17 protein-coding genes are annotated in these 15711 nt (G+C 46.7%); 12 read left to right on the top strand and 5 right to left on the bottom strand.

What is annotated here, in order from left to right; genetic code table 11:
- Nucleotides 1-29 precede the first annotated feature (29 nt).
- A complete protein-coding gene (locus tag BLS15_RS04880; protein WP_021253010.1) occupies nt 30-842 on the bottom strand; it encodes an undecaprenyl-diphosphate phosphatase in 813 nt (270 codons plus the stop codon).
- 294 nt (nt 843-1136) lie between these two features.
- Here BLS15_RS04880 and BLS15_RS04885 point away from each other — a divergent pair, with 294 nt between their 5' ends.
- The 7 genes from BLS15_RS04885 (at nt 1137) to BLS15_RS04920 (ending at nt 8370) form a co-directional block, all read left to right on the top strand.
- Nucleotides 1137-2120, top strand: coding sequence for a metal ABC transporter substrate-binding protein (locus BLS15_RS04885; RefSeq protein WP_021253009.1), 984 nt, complete (start codon nt 1137-1139; stop codon nt 2118-2120).
- A gap of 83 nt (nt 2121-2203) precedes the next feature.
- Nucleotides 2204-2950 (top strand): metal ABC transporter ATP-binding protein, encoded by a 747-nt coding sequence (locus BLS15_RS04890; protein WP_051249872.1) that lies wholly within the window; start codon nt 2204-2206, stop codon nt 2948-2950.
- A 310-nt stretch (nt 2951-3260) separates the two neighbouring features.
- Nucleotides 3261-4067: a metal ABC transporter permease gene (locus BLS15_RS04900; RefSeq protein ID WP_021253007.1), complete on the top strand. Its 807-nt coding sequence runs from the start codon at nt 3261-3263 to the stop codon at nt 4065-4067.
- A 57-nt stretch (nt 4068-4124) separates the two neighbouring features.
- A complete protein-coding gene (locus BLS15_RS04905; protein WP_021253006.1) occupies nt 4125-4841 on the top strand; it encodes a cytochrome c biogenesis CcdA family protein in 717 nt (238 codons plus the stop codon).
- Nucleotides 4842-5152: 311 nt separating this feature from the next.
- Entirely contained in the window at nt 5153-5578 is a 426-nt protein-coding gene (mntR, locus tag BLS15_RS04910; protein WP_021253005.1) for a transcriptional regulator MntR, read from the top strand.
- A 111-nt stretch (nt 5579-5689) separates the two neighbouring features.
- Nucleotides 5690-7288 (top strand): family 10 glycosylhydrolase, encoded by a 1599-nt coding sequence (locus BLS15_RS04915; RefSeq protein ID WP_021253004.1) that lies wholly within the window; start codon nt 5690-5692, stop codon nt 7286-7288.
- A gap of 104 nt (nt 7289-7392) precedes the next feature.
- Complete coding sequence (locus tag BLS15_RS04920) at nt 7393-8370, top strand: patatin-like phospholipase family protein (RefSeq protein ID WP_021253003.1); 978 nt, start codon at nt 7393-7395, stop codon at nt 8368-8370.
- A gap of 49 nt (nt 8371-8419) precedes the next feature.
- On the opposite strand, the gene BLS15_RS04925 is transcribed toward BLS15_RS04920, so the two are convergent.
- On the bottom strand, nt 8420-8728 hold the full coding sequence (locus BLS15_RS04925) for a hypothetical protein (protein ID WP_028533133.1): 309 nt from the start codon (nt 8726-8728) through the stop codon (nt 8420-8422).
- A 38-nt stretch (nt 8729-8766) separates the two neighbouring features.
- Nucleotides 8767-9657, bottom strand: a complete 891-nt coding sequence (locus BLS15_RS04930) for a DUF1385 domain-containing protein (protein WP_051249871.1) — start codon at nt 9655-9657, stop codon at nt 8767-8769.
- A gap of 255 nt (nt 9658-9912) precedes the next feature.
- Between BLS15_RS04930 and BLS15_RS04935 the strand changes: the two genes are divergently transcribed.
- The 5 genes from BLS15_RS04935 to BLS15_RS04955 all read left to right on the top strand — a co-directional run bounded on the left by BLS15_RS04935 (nt 9913) and on the right by BLS15_RS04955 (nt 14346).
- Nucleotides 9913-10593, top strand: a complete 681-nt coding sequence (locus BLS15_RS04935) for a YqhR family membrane protein (protein WP_021253000.1) — start codon at nt 9913-9915, stop codon at nt 10591-10593.
- A gap of 116 nt (nt 10594-10709) precedes the next feature.
- Nucleotides 10710-11174: a type II 3-dehydroquinate dehydratase gene (gene aroQ / locus BLS15_RS04940; RefSeq protein ID WP_021252999.1), complete on the top strand. Its 465-nt coding sequence runs from the start codon at nt 10710-10712 to the stop codon at nt 11172-11174.
- Between the two features lie 33 nt (nt 11175-11207).
- Entirely contained in the window at nt 11208-12284 is a 1077-nt protein-coding gene (locus tag BLS15_RS04945; protein WP_021252998.1) for a M24 family metallopeptidase, read from the top strand.
- A gap of 101 nt (nt 12285-12385) precedes the next feature.
- Nucleotides 12386-12943, top strand: a complete 558-nt coding sequence (efp, locus tag BLS15_RS04950) for an elongation factor P (protein WP_021252997.1) — start codon at nt 12386-12388, stop codon at nt 12941-12943.
- Nucleotides 12944-13092: 149 nt separating this feature from the next.
- Nucleotides 13093-14346, top strand: coding sequence for an aspartate kinase (locus tag BLS15_RS04955; protein ID WP_021252996.1), 1254 nt, complete (start codon nt 13093-13095; stop codon nt 14344-14346).
- Between the two features lie 17 nt (nt 14347-14363).
- Here the strand turns inward: BLS15_RS04955 and BLS15_RS04960 are convergent, their stop codons facing one another.
- Nucleotides 14364-14825: a DUF441 domain-containing protein gene (locus BLS15_RS04960; RefSeq protein ID WP_021252995.1), complete on the bottom strand. Its 462-nt coding sequence runs from the start codon at nt 14823-14825 to the stop codon at nt 14364-14366.
- A gap of 129 nt (nt 14826-14954) precedes the next feature.
- Nucleotides 14955-15683 carry a 2-phosphosulfolactate phosphatase gene (locus BLS15_RS04965; RefSeq protein ID WP_021252994.1) on the bottom strand — a complete coding sequence of 243 codons (729 nt, stop codon included), beginning with the start codon at nt 15681-15683 and terminating at the stop codon, nt 14955-14957.
- Nucleotides 15684-15711 lie beyond the last annotated feature (28 nt).

Here is a 15711-nt window from a genome sequence, read left to right on the forward strand (position 1 = left end):
CGATTCCGGCCTTTATTTGTTGAACGTCATTAATTCACGAAGAATAGGACGAACAGTCCTGCAAATACACAATAGAGCGAGAACCATTTTAGATTGCCGCGTGCCATAATGCCCATGAACCATTTCAAAGCGAAGTAGGATGCAACGAAGGAGCATACGAAGGCAAGCAGGTATGGAATCATCATTTGCCCCAGTGTCGGGTCTTTGATCATATCCTTCCCTTCGAGAATCATACTTCCAACGCTGACCGGAATGTACAAGAAGAAGGAGAAGCGAAGGGCAGTTTCCTGCTTCCATCCCAATGCCATCGCAGCAACGATTGTTGAGCCGGAACGGCTAATGCCGGGAATGAGTGCGACCGCTTGCGCCAGACCAACGATAAACGTTTCACCGAAGGACAGATCCTTGTCCCCCTTGCGGCCACGCAAGTTGCGTATCAGCCAGAGAGCTAATGCGGTCACGAGCAGCGTTGCGCCGATAATCTTAACACCTTTGAACACATCTGCAATCGTATCCTTAAACACGACTCCGATAATCCCTGCTGGAATCGTAGCGAGAATTAAATAAATAACGAACATGAAGTCGTCTTTCGCATCCTGAGCGCGTGTGAACAGGAAGCGGAACGTATTTACGGTAAGCCGTACGATATCTTTACGATAAATGAGCAAAATAGCTAGCAAGGAGGCAAAGTTGACGAGCACCTCAAAGCCGAGGCCTTCGATATGTAATCCGAATAATCGCTCAGCAATAACCAAATGCCCGCTTGACGATACCGGTATTGGTTCAGTGAAACCCTGCACCAATCCAAGCACGGCATATTTCAGCCATTCGATCCAATCCAAATCATTCACTCCTTAATTTATTCTTTTCGATATAGTTTTGAGCCTAACGGTAGGAATAGGCACTCTATCATATTAGTATCGTCTATCAATGATGTCAAAGAGTAACATGATAGAGAGTGCCTTACAATTTTGTCACATCTGCTTCCAATGAGTATGCAGGCAGGAAATTGGAATGGCAGAAAAGTTAGGATTGACAAGGGAGAGAAGCCTTTTTATAATCTTAATAGTAATCATTACGAATTACAGAAAATTAACATGCGTAACTACATAATTTGCGCAGAAGGAGTTATTCATATGAAGCTGAGAAGTAAATATAGAAGATTGCGTCATTCCTTGTTGACCCTGTGCTGCTTCGCATTGGTGTTGGCAGGATGTACACAAGGTTCTCAATCCGGTATTGTAGAAGGGAAACTTAATGTTGTTACGAGCTTTTATCCGATTGCCTTTCTGACAGAACAAATTGGCGGCGAACATGTAAATACCATCAATCTCATTCCAACTGGGATTGAGCCACACGATTGGACACCAAAAAGCCGTGACCTGCATAACGCATCGAATGCCCAGCTGTTGCTCGTCAATGGTGCAGGCTTCGAAACATGGCTGGACGATTTTTTGAAAGGCTTGGATTCCTCGTCTAATGTGAAGACACTTGAGGTAAGCAAGGGCATTCCTCTCATTGAGGCAGATGGAAGCGAGCACGAGCATCACGAAGGAGAAGGCGATGCTTCCGAACATGCGCATGAACACGAACATGGCAGCACAGATCCGCACACGTGGGTGAGTCCAAAATCCGCATTGACGATGGCAAGCAATGTTAAGGATGCACTCGTTCAAGCCGATGGTGCGCATAAGGGTGAATATGAAGCAAATTATAAGCAGCTAAAGTCGAAAATTGAATCCGTAGATAAGTTATATACGGAGAAGCTAAGCTCGCTGAAGCAGCGTGAGATAGTGGTATCCCATCATGCATTTGGATACTTGTGCCGGGATTATGGATTGACGCAGCATGCAATTATGGGCATTACGCCTGATGCTGAACCAAGAGCGCAAGATTTGGTGAAGCTCTCGAAGCTGGTGAAGGAGAAGGGGTTAAAGTACGTATTCTTTGAGGAGCTTGTATCGGATCAATTAGCGAATACACTGGCTGGTGAAGCGGGTGTGAGCACACTTGTATTGAACCCGCTTGAAGGCTTAACGAAGCAGCAAGCAGATCAAGGGGACAATTACGTAACGCTCATGGAACGCAATTTGCAAAATCTCCTTGTCGCGCTACAATAAATGAGGAACGGATCAAAGTCCGTTACCGAGAGTTGCACGGCTGGACGGTTCGTGCAAGGAAGAGAGAGGGCACAATGAGCACAATGATGAATATGACGGACACCTGCCATAACCAGGTGATTTCAATAGAGGATGTTGGCTTCAGCTATGAAGGACAGACGGTTCTGCGCAATGTCAACTTCACTGTATATGAGCGGGATTTTGTAGGTGTTATCGGCACGAATGGCGCTGGCAAGACGACGCTCCTGCGACTGATGGTCGGTTTGCTGAAGCCCACCTCAGGGCAAATTAAGCTGTTCGGAACGCCGATCAATCGGTTCAAGGAATGGGATCGGATTGGGTATGTGCCGCAGAAGAATTCCTTTAATCCATTATTTCCAGCGACTGTGATGGAGGTCGTACAATCCGGCATGTACAATCGCCGGCGAATGTTCCGACGGCTGAAGCAGGAGGAAATCAATCAATGCCGTGATGCGATGCGTGTGATGCGGGTTGAGGACTTGGCGGATAAGCGCATCGGGCAGTTATCGGGGGGGCAGCAGCAGCGGGTATTTCTAGCGCGAGCGATGGTGAATAAGCCTGAACTGCTCATATTGGATGAGCCTACAGTTGGGATCGACACGGAAACGCAAAACGATTTCTTCAACCTGCTGCAGCATTTACATGAACATCACCATATGACCTTCATTATGGTTTCTCATGATATGGATCTTGTGAATTCATGGCTTGGCTGTGATCCGAAGGGGACATGCGGCAAGCTGAACTTCTATGTGAGGCATTCGCACAATGTGCAATGTTCAGAGCCGGATCTATCGCACGGTATACTCTAAGAGGTTGTTCAAAAAGTCCGCTTTTGATCACGAAGTAAATCATGAGGTGGACTCAACATCGAAAGTTGAATTCAGCCGGGCCTAAGCAGATGCTTACGAAGTATGTTTCCTGCGGAAACATCTCAGGTGCTCATGTACCCAAAACGTACACTCCGCTCCTCAGGCCCTAGCTTCATCCAAATGAGGCGTTTTGAAAAAACGCACATCGGAAGCATAAGCTTCGGTGCTGAAAACCGACCTTTTTGAACACGCACAATAAGAAAGACTGCTCCTTGCTTAGCATGGAATTGAATTAAAGGGGACGTTGTCATTGCTGGACATCATACAATCTGATTTTTTTATACGCGCATTGATCGGGGGATTATTAATTGGCGCCATAGGCCCGCTTATGGGAATGTTTCTTGTGCTGCGTCGGTTGTCCATGATAGGGGATACCCTCGCGCATGTGACAATCGCTGGGGTAGCACTTGGGTTTCTGCTCGGCGTGTATCCGCTGGCCATGGGGCTTGTATTCGCGCTTGTGGGTGCGATTGCGATTGAGAAGCTTCGCAAAGCTTACAAAACGTACGCTGAGCTCTCCATTGCTGTCATCATGTCAGGCGGTGTTGCGCTGGCATCGCTCTTTTTTACGCTAGGAATGAACTTTAGCGCGAATGTGAACAATTATTTGTTCGGAAGTATTTATACTCTGAATGGCACTGACTTGATCGTAGTTGGGGTTGTAACCCTTATCGTTGTCGTATTTCTGCTCCTCTTCTTCAAGGAAATGTTTTTGCTTACCTTTGATGAAGATGCAGCTGCGGTAAATGGTCTTCCGGTACGAATGCTTAATATTGCCGTCACGGTGCTGACCGCGCTCGTAATTAGTGCAGCCATCAAAATTGTAGGCGCACTTCTCGTCTCGGCCTTATTAACGATCCCAGTAGCCATTAGTCTGTTTGTAGCCAAGGGATTCAAGCAGTCAGTTATCGTATCAGTGCTTGTAGCCGAAGCTGCTGTCGTTGGCGGGCTGCTGACCGCAGGGATTTGGAATTTAGCGCCAGGGGCTACGATTGTCCTATTGCTCATTGCCGTGTTAATATTGACATTGATAGCAAGAAGAGGAATTCGGGTGTGATACAGCGCCCATCTTCTTCCTGTTAGGGCAATCGACTAATACGGGGAGGCGAAGCGGTTGGGTCATATTACGGTGTGGATAGCTTTCTGGGCGGGATTTGTATCCTTTATATCTCCATGCTGTTTGCCGTTATATCCATCTTACATTTCGATCATTACGGGGATGTCGGTGAGTCAATTAAAGGATAAGCAGAATAAGCGCGAGGTTAGATGGCGCACAATGACTCACACGTTGTTTTTCATTTTAGGGATCAGTGTTGTGTTCTATACACTTGGTCTGGGCGCTACACTGCTCGGTTCTTACTTGGCTGAATATCGAGATTTGATTCGTCAGATTTCGGCTATTTTCATTCTCATTATGGGGCTTGTGCTCATCGGTGTATTCAAGCCTCAACTCTTAATGAAGGAACGGAAGCTGGATTTTGGACAGAAGAGCGGATACTTAGGCTCCTTTTTGTTCGGGATGGGCTTCTCCGCAGGCTGGTCGCCTTGCATTGGCCCAATTTTGACTGCCATCATTTCATTAAGTGCATCTGAGCCAAGCACAGGAATGTTAATGATTACCGCCTATTGTATTGGTTTTGGTTTACCATTCTTTATTCTATCCTTCTTCATTGGCTCAACTCGATGGCTTACGAAATATTCGGGCGTCATGATGAAGGTAGGCGGGGCAATTATGATCGTGATGGGGATACTCTTGTTCACCGATCATTTGAGTCAGCTAAATATTTGGCTGCAGCAGATTACCCCAGAGTGGATGAGAAGACTGACATAACTGACAGAACCTACATAATTAAATCATATCTACCGTGACCGCTGCCGTCTAATTTCATAGATGGAGCGGTCTTTCTATGAATTTCCACAGATCGCAGCTATGGTAAATGTCGAGCAAAACAGGTCTAAGGTTGAACTTGATCTCGAAACCATGTAAACTTAAAGATACACGATTATTTCCGTATATGAATATGCATGCTTCATTTCCCGCTAAGGGAAAGTAATCTTTATTGATGTGAAATGAGGAACATATTGAAGCAGGAAGCGCTTTTGGACAAGTCGTGTAACGTGGAAGGAAATGAGGGACGCTTGATGCCTACACCAAGCATGGAAGACTATTTGGAACGTATCTATAAACTGATTGACGAGAAAGGATATGCTCGCGTATCCGATATCGCAGAAGGATTGGAAGTGCACCCTTCTTCTGTGACGAAGATGATTCAGAAGCTCGATAAGGACGATTATCTTATTTATGAGAAATATCGCGGGCTCGTGCTGACTAGCAAGGGGAAGAAGATCGGCAAGCGATTGGTGGATCGCCATCAGCTGCTCGAAGACTTCTTAACCTTGATCGGTGTAGCCGACGAGCATATTTATACAGACGTAGAAGGAATCGAGCATCACCTGAGCTGGAACTCGATTACATGCATCGAAACACTTGTTGAATACTTCCGCAGAGACCCTCAGCGCCTGCAAGCGCTTCGTGATTTGCGCAGTGAATTGGATAATGAATCGTAAAACATCTGTTTTTTGCGAAACAGATGTTTTATTTTTTGCGTCTAATAGTTGAGGGGAAATGATATTGACTCATTTTCTCGTTCAACATGGACAAGGGAGATGGAAAAAAGAATGATGAATCACGCGAAAAAAGTACTTCTCGGCACATTTGCTGCTGTTATGCTAAGTACGCTTATGCCGCAAATGGGGAATGCGGCCAGCAATGACATTCGAATATTGATGAACAATAAGCAGCTTCAAACGGATGTAGCTCCTTATTTGGTGCCAGGCAAGAATGTGACGATGCTGCCATTCCGAGCAGTAGGGGAAGCTACTGGTGCAACTGTAGGTTGGGATCAGGCGAATCGCCAGGTTGAGTTCCGGAAGGATGGACATACCATACGCTTGACGATTGGCGACAGCAATGCGGAAGTGGATGGGCAACATGTGGAGCTCGACGTATCTGCCTCCATGCGTGGTGAACGAACGATGGTTCCGCTTCGCTTCATCAGTGAAAGTGTTGGATTGAAGGTGGATTGGAATCAGCGAGAACGTATTATTACAATTGTCTCTGAGGGTGGCGAAGCAGCCTCTGAAGATGGCGAAGCGATCCATGCGGAATCGATGAGAGGAACGTGGATATCGACTGTCTACAATATTGATTGGCCGCAGGATCCGAAGAAGTCAGGCTTCAATGCGGAACGTCAGAAGCAGCAGTATACAAGCATGCTGGACAAGCTCCAAAAGGCAGGAATCAACGCTGTATTCGTACAGGTGCGCCCAACTTCAGATGCCTTCTATCCTTCGAAGCTGCTTCCTTGGTCGGAATGGCTGACAGGAACGCAAGGCAAGGATCCAGGATATGACCCATTGAAATTCATGGTAGAAGAGACACATAAGCGCGGCATGCAGTTCCATGCATGGTTTAACCCTTACCGTGTAAGTGTACAAGGAGATGTATCCAAGCTGGTTAATGGTCATCCCGCGAAGGAGCATCCAGACTGGGTTGTAAAGCACCAGAACAAGCTTATCTATAATCCAGGCGTCCCAGAAGCTCGTCAGTTTGTGCTTGATTCCATCATGGAAGTTGTCAATAACTATGATATCGATGGCGTGCATCTGGACGATTACTTCTATCCATATGGCGAAGACAAGGAATCATTTAAGGATAATGATACATATGAACGCTACAACAAGATGTTCAATAACAAGGGAGATTGGCGTAGAAATAATGTGAATGAGTTCGTTGAATCCCTGTACAAGCAGATTAAGTCGGCGAAGCCGAATGTACAATTTGGTATAAGTCCGTTCGGAGTATGGCGCAACTCCAGCGCAGATCCAACCGGATCAGCAACGAAGGCGGGACTGAGCAGCTATGACAATCTGTATGCAGATACAAGAACATGGATCAAGAATCATTGGATCGATTATATTGCACCTCAAGTGTATTGGCACATCGGCCACAAGGCTGCGTCCTACGACACGTTAGTGAATTGGTGGGTCAAAGAAACGGCAGGCACTGGGGTGGACCTATTTATTGGACACGCTGCCTATAAGCTTGCGGATGCAAATGAAACGGACTGGAACAGTGCAGATGTACTTATTAAGCAGTTGGAGTTCAATTCGCGAATTGATGCGGTAGCGGGCAGTATATTCTTCAGCGCTGCTGATCTGGTAAGAAATACGAAGCAGGTATCCGATAAACTTCAACAGTATTACGAGGAAAAATAGAAGAAAGCCATAATTCAGAAATTATACCTTTCATACATTCATATCCCCTCCTGCATGAGCATACATACAAGAAGAAGCAGTATGTGTGCGAGGAGGGGTATCCCGTGCGTATCAATGCGGTATTCGAAGGCGGGGGAGTCAAGGGGATATCGTTAGTTGGTGCAGTCCATTCAGCCGAGCAGCACGGGATGACATTCAACCGTGTCGCGGGCACGTCATCGGGTTCGATTGTAGCCTCATTTCTTGCCGCTGGCTATACTGCCGAAGAGATGGAACGGCTCATATTAGAAATGCCTTTCTCATCCTTCTTACAGCGTGCTCCAATTTTCCAGATTAAATGGATAGGGTCAGCCATGCGGCTGCTGTGGAAAAAGGGGCTATATTCAGGTGAAGCACTGGAGAAATGGGTGCATGATTGCCTGTTGAAGAAAGGGATTCGTACGTTTGGGGATTTGAAGAAGGAACAGCTAAGAATCATCGCCTCGGACATTACGAATGGGAGGTTGATGGTTCTCCCTGACGATATTGCGAACTACGGGATAGACCCAGAATCATTCCTCGTAAGCAAGGCGATACGGATGAGCACAAGCATTCCTTACTTCTTCGATCCGGTGATTTTACGAGCTCCATTTGAGGTGAAGAATGGCCGAACGAAGAAGTTTGCTGATCAATTCTCTTATATCGTGGATGGTGGGATGCTCTCTAACTTCCCGCTATGGCTGTTCGATGACGATATTGACCCGCGTACAAGTCGTCTGATTCCAACGATCGGTTTTCAAATGGTAGGAATGCAGTCTGGCCAGCCCCATCAGATTACGGGTCTCATCACGATGCTTCAGGCCATGGTATCCACCATGATCTCGGCACATGACCAGCGCTATATCGATAAGCAGAACCGCTTCCGTACGATCAAGATCCCTACACTGGGTATCGGAACAACTGACTTTGATTTAACCGTTGAGCAGAGCATGGCATTATATGAGTCAGGCGAGAAAGCGGGTAACGCCTTCTTCGAACAGTGGACGAGGGACGCTTATGAGAAGATGTATAAGGTGCTTTGTTGCGGGAAGACGAAGATATAACCAAAAAACAGCGCTTGGATGAAGGAAACTCATCTACGCGCTGTTTTCTTTATTTAGTCTGTTGTCTGTTCTCATCCTTAGCCTTGTTGCCCTCAATGACCGTAAGTTTTGCTTGGGATCGAGGTCGTATGCGCTTCTTGGCTTGAGACGCACGTGCTGCTTTCAGCTTCGCCTCCGTACGAGGTGAGACCTTCACCTTGACGCTCTTCTTCGGCCCAAATCGATAGACGAGGAATACAACGGCAATGATGGCGACGGGAATTAGAATGGATATAGGATCTCGAGTGAAGCTGCTAACGATTCCGATTCCAACCAACACAGCCATGAGGAGCATAAACCATCGCGGCAGTCGAGCCATCGTCATCATTCCCTTCTTGTCATAGTGTTGATGTAGAATTAAGATACAGCCTGTTTAGGCTGTAATTCGCGATCAAGCTCACACATGCGATTGAAGGAAGCAATCGACACTTCCACCTGATCATCTGTAGGTTCCTTCGTTGTGAGCAGTTGCAGCCACAGTCCAGGATACCCAAGCCAGCGAAGCACAGGCACATTCCGCAGGGCATTCGTTAATCGCAGGAACTCGTAGGATACGCCCATGACGACAGGAATCAACAGGAGCCTTGGATAAATGCGTTCCCATAAATTATCATATGGGATAAAGGAGTAAATAACGACTCCAACGATGACGGACAAAATAATAAAACTACTGCCGCAGCGATAATGCAGCGTGCTGAACTTCTGTACGTTCTGTACCGTTAGATCTACACCGGCTTCATATGCGGTAATTACCTTATGCTCAGCGCCATGATATTGGAACAGACGCTTGACAATAGGAGTCTTGGAAATTAGCCACAAATACCCGAGAAGGAACGCAATTTTAATGACGCCTTCAACGACAGTATGGATCACGATATTATTGAAGGCCGACCCGAAAATGAGTTCTTCAATGACAACTGGAACGGTTGTGAAAATAATTTTACTAAAGATAAGCGATAAAATTCCGACTACTGCTACCCCGACGATCATCGCAAGGTTCCATTTGGAGTCTTTGCCTGCCTCAGCAGCTTCAATTCCTTCTTCATCCTCGGCGTATTTCTCTGCAGCGTAGTTTAAGTGCTGATATCCCTTAGCACTGGCATCGAATATGCCAACAATCCCTCGGAGCAGCGGGATTCTTTTTAGCTTGGCAACCCATGCTTTATCTTTCTTTGGTACTTCGTAGAACGTAATGGATTTATCTTTGCGACGGACAGCCGTCACATTGACGTGCTTGCCGCCGAACATTACGCCTTCAATTACGGCCTGTCCACCGTAAATGGATTTCTGATCTGACAATTACTTCACCATCCCCATCTTGATTGCATTCCGCTTTGCGTGTGTACCGAAGGTGCCTCAAGTAAGAGGCACTTCACGATTTTGAAATAATAATAATTTTATTGTAGCGAATTTTGCTGGCGTTTTCCACACCATGATTGTAATCCGCCTAGGTTGGAGCATACTACATACACGTTGAGATGATCACAATTGGGAGGAATGGCAATGAATGAAAGGCAAGCAAGGGCGGAACGTAAGAAGAATCCTACTGACCCATTATCGTTTTCTGTGCAAATCGGTTTTTTTGCCGGGCTGATATGGGGCGGGATACGTTGGCTCGCTTATACTTTCCACTTTACTTCGGTGATCCCTGGGATGATTGCGGAACCTTTTTACCCGCATAAATATTTGATCACTACCCAAGGCCAGCTAGTAGGATGGGGCGCATTCATTTTATTTTCAATCGCAGCTTCCATACTATATACACTTTTCCTACGGAAAGTACCTGGTCCGTACCCTGGGATTCTATATGGGATAGTATGGTGGGTTCTATTATATGTTGCACCCGGGCCTATGCTTGGTCTCGTGCATCCAGTATGGAGGACAACATGGAACACGATATGGACAGAATCCTGTATCATGCTTGTCTGGGGATTATTCATCGGCTATACGGTAGCAACGGAGTTCAATAATGAACAGGAGCGTGAACCCGATGAGGCAGAGCGTCTCAAAATGAAGGGGGGATCGGGCTATACCAGCGGTGGAGGACAGGGATCTGGGAAGTCAGGAAATAGAGGGCCTGACCGTGTACCCAGCGACGGAGTTGTTCATTCAGCAGCAAGAAGTGATTCTGGGGAAGAGGCGCATGAATACCCAGAGCGACGCAAGCCTAAACCGATCATGTAGCTAAATGCGCGATGTCATGCGGGTTTTGCTGTATTGACGCTTCTCATTTTCTGCATCGTATGTTAAAATACGTGAGGATTCGTCTGTTGACGGTACGCTTGAGAGGTGGAATCATCATGGCTTGTTACTTGTTATTGAACGGACCGAACTTGAATATGCTCGGCATTCGCGAGCCTGGTGTCTACGGGAGCGAATCGTTGGCTGCGATTGAAGCACGGCTTACAGAGATGGCTGCATCTTGGGCCGTTTCACTGGAATGCTACCAGAGCAATCATGAAGGAGCGCTCATAGACCGTATCCATGAGGCATATGGGACATGCGACGGTATTGTCATTAATCCGGGAGCACTTACGCATTACAGCTATGCATTGCGAGATGCATTAAGTGCAGTTCGCATTCCGACAGTGGAAGTTCATATGTCCAACATACATAAGCGGGAAGAGTTCCGGCATGTGTCTGTAACCGCTCCTGTAGTGGTAGGACAAATTGCGGGATTCGGAGCATTAAGCTATGAGTTGGGATTGTCTGCACTGCATCAGTATGTATCCTCACAACGGGCAGAAGGTCAATCTCAAGGGTGACGGAACAATGCAAAGTCGGGAGATGATGAGAAGATGAGCCAATCACGTTTGACTCGTTTAAGAGAAGCAATGGGGATGAAAGGCTTGGAAGCCATGTTCATCACAAGTGCGGTGAACCGTCGTTACATGACAGGATTTACAGGTTCATCCGGCTATGTGCTGATTACGCAAGACCGCGCAGTGCTGCTGACGGATTTCCGCTATATGACACAGGCGCCGCAGCAAGCTGTTGATTATGACGTTGTTGAACACGGCGCGAAGATGACAGATACGCTGAAGCAGCTTCTGTCTGATATGCATATTAGTCGTCTAGGGTTCGAACAGGATCACGTCGCATTCGCAACTTATACAGGATATCAAGGACAGCTCGAAGGCATCGAACTTGTACCTGTATCTGGGCTGATCGAAGATCTTCGCATGATTAAGGATGAGGGAGAATTGGCGATTATGCGCGATGCTGCTCAGCTCGCGGATCGTACATTCAGCCACATTCTGAACTTCCTCAAGCCAGGCGTATCCGAGAAGGATATTGCGCTTGAGATGGAATTCTTCATGCGTAAGAATGGAGCAACATCGAGCTCCTTCGATACGATTGTTGCATCTGGCGAACGATCCGCATTGCCGCATGGTGTTGCAAGTGATCGCATCATCCAAGGCAACGAGTTCATTAAGCTTGACTTCGGTGCTTTGTACAATGGGTATTGCTCAGACATTACACGTACGGTAGTACTGGGTAAGCCGACTGACAAGCATCATGAAATTTATAACATTGTTCTTGAAGCACAGATGAATGCAATTCAACATATTCGTCCGGGGATGACTGGACGCGAGGCAGATGCCTTAACTCGTGACATCATTAAGGGTTACGGATATGGTGACCATTTCGGACACAGCACCGGTCATGGCTTGGGTATGGAAGTTCATGAAAATCCAAGATTGGCATTCGGAAGCGATACGGTGTTAACTCCCGGTATGACCGTTACGGTGGAGCCTGGTATCTATATTCCGGGATTCGGCGGTGTACGTATCGAAGACGATATTGTGATTACGGAAGACGGGATTGAAATAATAACACAATCAACGAAACAACTGCTCGTATTAGACATGTAGTGACGGGCGCAGTTCAGTAGATATCTAACCGATACACTGAGCATCGAACGTATTTCATTACGGTTAATCGGGGTTGCCATGCATGTAGGAGGGAATTTAGAGTGATTTCAGTAAACGATTTTAAAACAGGTTTGACGGTAGAAGTAGATGGAGATATCTTTACAGTCTTGGATTTCCAACACGTTAAGCCAGGTAAAGGTGCTGCGTTCGTACGCTCCAAATTGAAAAACTTGCGTAACGGCAACGTTACGGAGAAGACGTTCCGTGCAGGTGAAACAATCGGCCGTGCGCAAATCGATAACCGCGAAGTACAATACCTGTACAACAGTGGTGAAGAGTATACATTCATGGACAATGAGTCCTACGACCAATTCTCCTTGGACAAGAGCCAATTGGAATGGGAATTGAACTTCTTGAAAGATAACATGATCGTTAACATCGTAAGCTATAAAGGTGAAATCCTTGGTATCAACATGCCGAACAACGTTGAGCTTAAGGTAGTTGAGACAGAGCCAGGAGTTAAAGGCAACACGGCTCAAGGTGCAACGAAGAACGCAACAGTGGAAACTGGCTTGAACGTTCAAGTGCCACTCTTCATCAACGAAGGCGATGTACTGCTTATCGATACACGCGAAGGCAAGTACATTTCTCGTGCCTAATTATTGAATAAGATTTTTAATAAGCCCTGAGTGCCCTGTGCATTCGGGGCTTTTATAATTTAACGTACCGCATTGGTAAAATTGTGCTATAATATGCTATTAAAAGAAAGTGCAAGCATTTCTAGTTCATAGGGTGGGAGTGAGTCAGTGTGGCACTATACGTCATGAAGTTCGGAGGCAGCTCAGTAGGAGATATTGAGAGAATGAAGAGGGTTGCCAAACGAATCGTAGAAAAAAAACAAGAAGGCCACAAGTGTGTTGTTGTTGTATCAGCAATGGGAGACACGACGGACGAATTAATCGATCAATCGAAAAGCTTGAATGAGAATCCTCCTGCGCGTGAAATGGATATGCTGCTCACGACAGGCGAGCAAATCTCGGTAGCGCTGTTATCCATGGCTATCCATCAGCTTGGTCACCAGGCGATGTCTATGACCGGATGGCAGGCTGGTTTCCGAACAGACGGTACATACGGCAGGGCACGTATTGTCGACATACAGTCTGAACGGGTGAAGAATGCACTGCAGGAAGGTCAGATTGTAATTGTGGCTGGATTCCAGGGGATGTCGGAAGTCGGAGAAATAACAACATTAGGCCGTGGAGGCTCGGATACGACAGCCGTTGCGCTGGCTGCTGCTATTCAGGCGGATGTATGTGAGATTTATACGGATGTTGACGGCATATACTCTACAGATCCTCGAATCGTAAACTGTGCCCGGAAGCTGAAGGAAATATCCTATGACGAAATGCTGGAGCTGGCTCATCTAGGGGCAGCCGTACTGCACCCGCGTGCAGTAGAATACGCCAAGCACAATTCAGTGTGTCTTGTTGTTCGATCCAGCTTTAACTACAATGAGGGGACAATCGTGAAGGAGGAAGCTACAATGGAACAGGGTGTAGTCGTTAGTGGCATCGCATATGATAAGAATGTAGCGCGTATTAGCATTTTGGGCGTCGCTGATTTGCCGGGAGTATTGGCGAAGGTATTCGGAGCGCTTGCAAATGAACATATAGATGTAGATATTATTGTACAGAGCGGTGTATTAAACGGTGAGGCAGACTTCTCCTTCACGACAGCACTTGCTGATTGTGAGCGAGCAGTATCCGTTATTGAGAACATTCGCGGTGAGGTTCCATACCGTGAAGTTACATCGGAGCGAGATTTGGTGAAAATTTCGATCGTAGGGGCTGGTATGGTTAGCCATCCGGGTGTTGCTGCTAAAATGTTCGACATCATCTCCCGGACGGGAGTCAGCATTAAAATGGTGAGCACCTCTGAAATTAAAGTATCCTGTGTTGTGGCAGCTGATAACCTGCATGATATTATCCGAGCTCTTCATACAGGCTATGGCTTGGACACAATGGAGACAGCATTCGTAGGCGGTCCTCAAGACCGTAGATAATGGATGGACTGCATATTTTAGAACTTATCAATAATCCATCTGCTTATCTGCAATAATAGTGCGGTTATACCGGCAGCCATTAATGGCCCTACCGGAATGCCGCGCAGTAGAACGATCCCGATGATTGACCCAGCCACTAGGCCGACAATCATTTGCGGATCGTTTTTTAATAGCTCCAGTCCCTTGCCATTCATCGAGGTGGCAATAGCACCGCCCGCAAGTGCCATCATACCCGGCCAGGAAGATAGGGCTGACCATAGATCGTGGGTAGTGATTCGCTCTGCCGCAAAGGGAACAAGCACGGCAATGGTAAGAAATAATAACCCGAACTCCAATCCCCGACGTTCAATGGTGGGAAGATAGCGCTCTAAATGGACAAGCTTAACGATTAGCAAAATACATGCGGCAGTCGTAATAATTGGAGATCGGCTAACGAGACCTATGAGTATGAGCGTAACGAGTACAAATTCACCATTCATGTATCATGCTCCTCAAGAGAGAGTTGTTCATACCATCGTGCTGATATGCTGTAGTCATTTTCAATGTATGAACAAGCCCCTCTGCTTTAGAACATAGACCGTCTGGCGCCTTGCTCGTAATTGTGACGTTTATGATGATATAAACGGCTTCATCGTGTGGTTGTCTGTAAGAATGGGGACGAGTGAATACGTATTGACCGTTGCACAGAACTCTACATCTTTTGCGAAGCCAAGCTTGCATAGTTTCTTGCCGCCCGAACATTGTTGAAGCGCTTCTGGAATGCAATTCGCATAATACTGATAGGAGCTGTGAACGGTATATCCGACATCATTCATGGTTAGTTCGTTTGCATTACCCATACAGCGTTGCAGCTCCGCAATTATAAGTCCGGCGCATAGGCCGTCCTCGAAGGCGAATTCATCTTGTGCGCCTGAACAGAGCAATGCCACATCCTTGCGCAGTTTGCATGCAGCATGTGCGGTAGCTTGCGCATTAATGATTGCTCCGGCTAATATATAGTCTGCTTTCAATGCTTTCTGGATGGCACGCGTACCATTTGAAGTTGTTAGCACGATTCGCTTGCCTTCTATGCTGTTCGACATGTATTCATAAGGGGAGTTCCCTGCGTCGAATCCTGATATTTTTTTGCAGTAGCGTTCCCCAGCTAATACATCCTCATCTTTGGCAATTTGTTTGGCTTGGGATACCGTCTCAACGGGAATGACGCCGGAAGCACCATAATGAAGGGCAGTGATGATCGTGCTTGTTGCACGAAGTACGTCGATGACAATCACCGTGCGATGTGTCAAATCTATTGCTCGTGCCTCGTTTACGCTAAGAATGACATCGATATGCATGTTGGTTTCCCCCCCTTTTTTTTTATAT

This window comes from Paenibacillus sp. cl6col (genome assembly GCF_900102125.1).
Lineage (GTDB): Bacteria > Bacillota > Bacilli > Paenibacillales > Paenibacillaceae > Paenibacillus_B > Paenibacillus_B suaedae.

Excerpts from the sequence above, each read along its gene's own strand:
- BLS15_RS04965 (WP_021252994.1), bottom strand. The coding sequence starts at position 15,683 with ATGCATATCGATGTCATTCTTAGCGTAAACGAGGCACGAGCAATAGAT.
- BLS15_RS04885 (WP_021253009.1), top strand. The coding sequence starts at position 1,137 with ATGAAGCTGAGAAGTAAATATAGAAGATTGCGTCATTCCTTGTTGACC.
- aroQ (WP_021252999.1), top strand. The coding sequence starts at position 10,710 with ATGGCTTGTTACTTGTTATTGAACGGACCGAACTTGAATATGCTCGGC.
- BLS15_RS04915 (WP_021253004.1), top strand. The coding sequence starts at position 5,690 with ATGATGAATCACGCGAAAAAAGTACTTCTCGGCACATTTGCTGCTGTT.
- BLS15_RS04890 (WP_051249872.1), top strand. The coding sequence starts at position 2,204 with ATGATGAATATGACGGACACCTGCCATAACCAGGTGATTTCAATAGAG.
- BLS15_RS04960 (WP_021252995.1), bottom strand. The coding sequence starts at position 14,825 with ATGAATGGTGAATTTGTACTCGTTACGCTCATACTCATAGGTCTCGTT.
- BLS15_RS04945 (WP_021252998.1), top strand. The coding sequence starts at position 11,208 with ATGAGCCAATCACGTTTGACTCGTTTAAGAGAAGCAATGGGGATGAAA.
- mntR (WP_021253005.1), top strand. The coding sequence starts at position 5,153 with ATGCCTACACCAAGCATGGAAGACTATTTGGAACGTATCTATAAACTG.
- BLS15_RS04925 (WP_028533133.1), bottom strand. The coding sequence starts at position 8,728 with ATGGCTCGACTGCCGCGATGGTTTATGCTCCTCATGGCTGTGTTGGTT.
- BLS15_RS04930 (WP_051249871.1), bottom strand. The coding sequence starts at position 9,657 with ATGTTCGGCGGCAAGCACGTCAATGTGACGGCTGTCCGTCGCAAAGAT.
- BLS15_RS04935 (WP_021253000.1), top strand. The coding sequence starts at position 9,913 with ATGAATGAAAGGCAAGCAAGGGCGGAACGTAAGAAGAATCCTACTGAC.